The sequence below is a fragment of the Mesorhizobium sp. M7A.F.Ca.CA.002.15.2.1 genome (genome assembly GCF_003998715.1).
Taxonomy (GTDB): domain Bacteria; phylum Pseudomonadota; class Alphaproteobacteria; order Rhizobiales; family Rhizobiaceae; genus Mesorhizobium; species Mesorhizobium ciceri.
In genome coordinates this window covers 1-5463 of record NZ_RZPI01000376.1, presented here as the reverse complement: position 1 = coordinate 5463, position 5463 = coordinate 1, and the positions used below count along the sequence as shown (strand labels likewise).

Genomic DNA, 5463 nt, shown 5'->3' with positions numbered 1-5463 from the left:
CCTGAAGGCCGGATCGAGATCGGCGATCTTCGAATCCCAGGACACGATCCTGTCGCTAACCAACGCCGCTACGACGGTGGCGGAAACCGGCTTGGAAAGGGAGGCGATCTGGAACACCGTGTCGGCGTCGACGATCTCAGGCTTGCCGGCCTCGCGATGCCCAAAACCCTTGAGGAAGATCACCTCGTCATCGCGCACGACGCCGATGGCGAGCCCGGGCACGGCACCGTCCGCGACGGCGGCTTCGGCAAGCGCTTCGAGCTTCGACAGGGCAGCAGTGATGCGCTCGGGCGTGAGGCTATCGGCCGGCGCCGCGTGCGGCCAAAGCGCCATTGCGGCGATGAAGACCCAAACCCTCCACTGGCAGAGATTCCGATTCAGCCGCATGCACAAGCCTCCTCCCAGGAATTCACATGACCATGATACAGGCCCGCACGGGTGAGACCAGTCCTTCTCGGGCGGCTCACGCCGCGAGCCGGATTCATCGGCCGCGCCGACGACGTCAGCTTCAGCGCCGCGCTCCTGTTCCTACCGCCCAGCGGCGTCCGCCATCGCAACAAAGGCGCTCTCGATGGTCTCGAAAGCCAGCTCCGGATACAGCACTCCGGCTTCCGGCGTGGCCGTCTCGAGCGCGGTCTCGCCGCGTATCCAGAATGCCCGCAGCAGTCCAAGCCAGGGGGCTGACGCGATCATCGCCTCAAGCTCCGCCGCACTCTGAGGCACGATGCGCGGCGAGCGGCCGCTCACCCGGCGCCACAGATCGATCATTTCGTTCTGGGTGATCTTGTTTCGGGCGATGCGGATCTCGCTGCGGATGGCCTTGGGATCGTTCAACGCGCGCAAGGTGACGGCGGCGATGTCCTTCTCGCTGACAAACGTCGCCGGCACATCGCCACCGCCATAAAGCGTCACCTCATCGGGCGGCAAGGGCGACGAGCCAAAGCGCATCAGATCGCCCAGCGTCGCCACCCAGGTCGAAAAGAAGCCGTTGGTGTAGATCACCGTGTAGGGCAGATCGGCTTGCCTGATCGCGTCGAACACGCCTCGCTTGAGATCGAGCGGCGGGATCGAGCCCGGGGCGGCGGCGGCGAAGTCGAGGCCGAAGCCGGCGGAAGGCACATAGCGGGAAACGCCGGCATCCCTCAGCGCCCGCACCAGCGTCATCTCGCTGGCCGAATGCACATGCACCGAGCTGATGACGCGGTCCACCGCACTGGCGGCGCGGACAAGGCTGTCATAGTCGTCGAGATCGCCGACGTGGATTTTGGCACCGAGCTCCTTCAGCGGGCGCAGCCGCTCTTCATCGCCGGCTGTTGCCGCACGAACCAGAACGTGCAGGCGATCGCCATTGCGGGCGCTGGCCTTCGCCATCTCGCTGCCCAGCAGCCCCGTCGCGCCGATGATCAGGGTGCTGGTCATATCGACCTCCCGTTGCGCAGGATGGAGCCGTCCCAGTCGCGCTCGAATCCGATGTCGTGCAAGCGATGGTTCGAGAAGCGTGAAACTTGGCGCAGCATCCGGCGGCGCTCGACGACTGCAGAGGCTCTGAGTGCAAGACCGCTCGTCGCGGCGCTGATGGATTCGAGAATCGGTTTCATGGTTCGTCTCCTGTGGTTCAGTAGGCGCAAGCGTGCCGACGCCGTCCGCAAGGGGACAAGCATGACGATTGCTCACACTGTTTCTGGTCGTTCAGCGCAGCGGCGAGATAGGAAAGCCGATCAATATCCGCTGCTACCCCTATAGATTGGACATTTCCGGGCTGGACGACAAACGACTCTTTGTGCAGGATTTGTGAGCAACACTCACAGGTGGACCATGCCGCGCAGACTACCGCCCCTCACTGCCTTGCCCGCCTTCGAGGCTGCCGCCAGGCATCTGAGTTTCTCCAAGGCGGCGGGTGAGCTCAACGTCACCCATGGCGCGGTCAGCCGCGCCATCCGCAACATCGAGGACAGGCTCGGCATCCAGCTTTTCGATCGGGGAACGAGGTCCGTGCGCCTGACGTCGGTCGGCGCGGCCTACGCATCGGAAGTCAGGACGGCGCTGGACCAGATCGCCGCCGCCACCATCGCCGCCACGCCCGACCGCACGGCAGGCATCCTGAATGTCAGCACATCGGACGGTTTTGCCGGCCGCTGGCTGGTGCCGAGGCTGCATCGCTTCCACCGCGCAAACGCCGACATCGACGTGCGGCTGTCGACCTCGGGCGTGCTTTCCGATTTCGTCAGCGACGGCATCGACATCGCCATCCGCTACGGCAAGGGCGGCTATACCGGGGTGACGGCGGAGTTTCTCGCTGATGAAGAGGTCTTCCCGGTCTGCAGCCCGGAACTGCTGCAAGGCGAACATCCGCTGCGCCAGCCCGGGGATCTCCGGCATCACAAGCTGATCCACGACGCCTTTCGCATCGACTGGGCAACATGGCTGCAACAGGCCGGCGTGGACGGCATCGATCCCAAGCGCGGCGTGCGCTTCGATTCCGCCACCTTCGCCGTCGAAGCCGCGGTGCATGGCGAAGGCGTGTTGCTCGGCCGAAGCGCGCTGGTCTCGGCCGACCTCGCTGCGGGGCGGCTGGTTCGTCCCTTCGATCTCGCGCTGAAATCCGCCTCGCGCTACTACGTCGTCTACCGTGACGGCGCGCTGCGCCAGAAAAAGATCAAGGCGTTCCGCGACTGGCTGTTTGCCGAAGTGGCCGCCGACTGGGTCGGTGCGACGAAGGATGGCTGATGCGGCAAGGGTTCAATTTGTGAAAGGCACCTCTTCGAGGTCTAGCCCTGCACTACTCCTTCGCGCGAAAAACTTCCGGCACGACGAACACTTCGTCGGCCCGGCCATAGCCTCCGTCGGCGACCTCCTCGACCAGCACCATCGTGTAGGGGCGCACGCCCTCACCGAAAAAGTCCACGAACATCGCGGTCGTTCGATGGATGAGGTCTTCCTTCTGCGCTTTGGAGAGGGCCGCTTGCGGTAGCTTGATGTTGGCGAATGGCATGATGTTTCCTTAGCTTTTCGAGTGTGGAAGTCAGGCAGTCAGGAGAGCCAAGCCGGCCTGGTTGCCGCCTCAGACCACGCCGCCATTGGCGCGGATGATTTGCCCGTTGACCCAGAAGCTGTCCGGACCGGCCAGGAACGAGACCAGCCCGGCAATGTCGTCGGGCTGGCCGAGCCGGCCGAGCGGGATCATCTTGCCGATGGCCTCGATCTGCGCCTCGCTCTTGCCGTCCGTGAACAGCGCGGTCTCGATCGGTCCGGGCGCCACCGCGTTGACGGTGACACGGCGCGCGCCAAGCTCCTTGGCCAGGATGTGGGTCATCGCCTCGACACCCGCCTTTGTGGCGGCGTAAACGCCGTAGCCCGACTGATAGAGACCGACGACGCTGCTGGAAAAATTGATCATGCGGCCGCCGTCGCGAAGCCGGCGCGCACCTTCCCGCATGCCGCGAAACACGCCGCCGAGATTGATCGCGATCTGGGTGTCGAACGAAGCATCGTCGGTCTGCGCGATCGGCGAAATCTTCATGATGCCGGCATTGTTGACGAGGATGTCGATGCCGCCGAACGCCTTCTCGCCGGCGTCGAACAGCACGGCGATGCCGTTCGGATTGGCGATATCGGCCTGCACGGCGATCGCCCTGCCGCCGCCGGTCTCGATCGCGCGGACCAGTTCTTCGGCCTCCGCACGGCCCCGTGCATAGTTGACGACAACGGCGACGCCGTCACGGGCGAGCCGCTGTGCGATGGCGGCGCCGATGCCTTTGGAGGCGCCGGTCACGATCGCGGTTCTGGTTTGATTTGTCATCGAAGTCTCTCCGCGTTGTTGGTGACACGGATATAGGCCAAGCCGAATTCCGGATAATCATCCACCCATTGACATCACTATTCGGAAACTGCGAACAAAGAGCATGGATCGGCTGGACACGATGCGGCTCTTTGTTCGCGTTCTGGAGCGGCGCAGCTTCACCGCTGCGGCGGCCGATCTCGGCCTGCCGCGCTCAACCGCGACGGAAGCCATCCGGCGGCTGGAGGAGCATCTCGGCGCGCGGCTGCTGGAACGAACGACGCGGCAGGTGAACGCCACCCAGGATGGTGAAGCCTACTATCGGCGCTGCCTGTCGATCCTGGCCGAGATCGAGGATGCCGAGGCCGCCTTCCGCAACGCCGAGCCTTTCGGCCTGCTGCGCATCGACGCCAGCACGCTGCTCACCCGCACATTCCTGTTGCCGCGCCTGCCGGAGTTTCTCGACCGCTATCCCCGCATCGACCTGCAGATCGGCCAGAGCGACCGGCTGGTCGATCTCGTGCGTGAAGGCGTGGACTGCGTGATCCGCGTCGGCGAGCCGCCCGACAGCGGCATGATCATGCGGCGGCTCGCGATGATCCGCGAGATCACCTGCGCCAGCCCCGCCTATCTCGAGCGCCACGGCACGCCCGCCTCCCCCGATGCGCTCGACGGTCACCAGGCGGTGGGCTTTGTCTCGTCGCGCACCGGAGAGACCCTTCCGTTCGAATTCACTGTCGCCGGCAATATCCGTGAGGTGCGGCTGCCCGGCCGCGTCGCCGCCAACAATTCCGATACCGCCGCCGACCTGGCGCGGCTTGGCCTCGGCCTCATCCAGGCGCCGCGCTATCGCTTCGACAAAGACCTGGCCGAAGGGACGCTGGTCGAAGTGCTGGCCGATTATCCGCCATCGCCGACGCCGCTGTCGGCGCTCTACCCGCAGAACAGACAGCTCTCGCCGCGCCTTCGCGTCTTCCTCGACTGGGCCTCACGCATCTTCGCCGAGGCAAACCTGTAGGCTGCAAAACGCGCCACTCGCGATCAACTCGGTTTTGCAAACCCGGCCAGGGACGCATAGCCGCGTACCACGCTCTTGCGTTCTTCGCGCGAAGCGACGGCGTCGATGTCATCAAACCCATGCGGCGCCCGGGCCTCGACCATGTCTATGACCGCTTCCGGCCCGCCTTGCCGATTGGCCAGCACGATGGCCGATGTGGCCGGCCGCCGCTCCCCGTCATACCGTGTTAGCGCGGCTTCGACGGTCGGTCCTGCGGCCAGATGCATCGCAAGGCAACCAGCGTCGAGTATTGCCTGGCTGGCTCCGTTCGACCCCACCGGGTACATGGGATGCGCCGCATCGCCGAGCAGCGTCACCCGCCCGAACGACCATCGTGGCAGCGGGTCGCGGTCGCAGTTCGGATATTCGTAGAAGCCATCCGTTGCCTGGATGATCGAGGCGGGGTCGACAAAATCAAGCTGAAACCGGTCACGCACGAAGGGCAGCACATCGTCGATCACGCCCGGGCGGCTCCAGTCGCCGGGACGCAGCGGTGATGTGCCGCTATCGCCGGTATTGGCCATCACCGCCCAGTTCGTCAGCCTGGTCTCTTCGCGATCCGGCTCGATCGGATAATAGACGAACTTGGCGAAATTGCCGCCGGCACCCGCCATGGTGCGCCCGTCGC

8 protein-coding genes are annotated in these 5463 nt (G+C 65.0%); 2 read left to right on the top strand and 6 right to left on the bottom strand.

From position 1 onward, the window contains the following. From ENZ74_RS20225 to ENZ74_RS20215, 3 genes are all read right to left on the bottom strand, one after another. Positions 1–387 (bottom strand): serine hydrolase domain-containing protein (locus ENZ74_RS20225; protein WP_164761097.1); only part of this gene is annotated, 387 nt, incomplete at its 3' end. A 141-nt stretch (positions 388–528) separates the two neighbouring features. Further along, entirely contained in the window at positions 529–1419 is an 891-nt protein-coding gene (locus ENZ74_RS20220) for an NmrA family NAD(P)-binding protein (protein WP_063168615.1), read from the bottom strand. Continuing rightward, on the bottom strand, positions 1416–1598 hold the full coding sequence (locus ENZ74_RS20215) for a DUF1127 domain-containing protein (protein ID WP_013530655.1): 183 nt from the start codon (positions 1596–1598) through the stop codon (positions 1416–1418). Before ENZ74_RS20215 ends, ENZ74_RS20220 begins: the two co-directional genes overlap by 4 nt. A 217-nt stretch (positions 1599–1815) precedes the next feature. Between ENZ74_RS20215 and ENZ74_RS20210 the strand changes: the two genes are divergently transcribed. Next, positions 1816–2727 (top strand): transcriptional regulator GcvA, encoded by a 912-nt coding sequence (locus ENZ74_RS20210; RefSeq protein ID WP_013530654.1) that lies wholly within the window; start codon positions 1816–1818, stop codon positions 2725–2727. A gap of 52 nt (positions 2728–2779) precedes the next feature. On the opposite strand, the gene ENZ74_RS20205 is transcribed toward ENZ74_RS20210, so the two are convergent. Together ENZ74_RS20205 and ENZ74_RS20200 are read right to left on the bottom strand one after the other, a co-directional pair. Further along, positions 2780–2992 (bottom strand): 4-oxalocrotonate tautomerase family protein, encoded by a 213-nt coding sequence (locus ENZ74_RS20205; protein WP_013530653.1) that lies wholly within the window; start codon positions 2990–2992, stop codon positions 2780–2782. Positions 2993–3061: 69 nt separating this feature from the next. Next, on the bottom strand, positions 3062–3799 hold the full coding sequence (locus ENZ74_RS20200; RefSeq protein WP_024501705.1) for an SDR family oxidoreductase: 738 nt from the start codon (positions 3797–3799) through the stop codon (positions 3062–3064). A 103-nt stretch (positions 3800–3902) separates the two neighbouring features. Here ENZ74_RS20200 and ENZ74_RS20195 point away from each other — a divergent pair, with 103 nt between their 5' ends. Beyond that, entirely contained in the window at positions 3903–4796 is an 894-nt protein-coding gene (locus ENZ74_RS20195) for a LysR family transcriptional regulator (RefSeq protein ID WP_063168616.1), read from the top strand. 23 nt (positions 4797–4819) lie between these two features. On the opposite strand, the gene ENZ74_RS20190 is transcribed toward ENZ74_RS20195, so the two are convergent. Further along, on the bottom strand, positions 4820–5463 hold a 644-nt coding region (locus ENZ74_RS20190), incomplete at its 5' end, for an FAD-dependent monooxygenase (RefSeq protein ID WP_206522302.1).

Excerpts from the sequence above, each read along its gene's own strand:
- ENZ74_RS20220 (WP_063168615.1), bottom strand. The coding sequence starts at position 1,419 with ATGACCAGCACCCTGATCATCGGCGCGACGGGGCTGCTGGGCAGCGAG.
- ENZ74_RS20215 (WP_013530655.1), bottom strand. The coding sequence starts at position 1,598 with ATGAAACCGATTCTCGAATCCATCAGCGCCGCGACGAGCGGTCTTGCA.
- ENZ74_RS20210 (WP_013530654.1), top strand. The coding sequence starts at position 1,816 with ATGCCGCGCAGACTACCGCCCCTCACTGCCTTGCCCGCCTTCGAGGCT.
- ENZ74_RS20205 (WP_013530653.1), bottom strand. The coding sequence starts at position 2,992 with ATGCCATTCGCCAACATCAAGCTACCGCAAGCGGCCCTCTCCAAAGCG.
- ENZ74_RS20200 (WP_024501705.1), bottom strand. The coding sequence starts at position 3,799 with ATGACAAATCAAACCAGAACCGCGATCGTGACCGGCGCCTCCAAAGGC.
- ENZ74_RS20195 (WP_063168616.1), top strand. The coding sequence starts at position 3,903 with ATGGATCGGCTGGACACGATGCGGCTCTTTGTTCGCGTTCTGGAGCGG.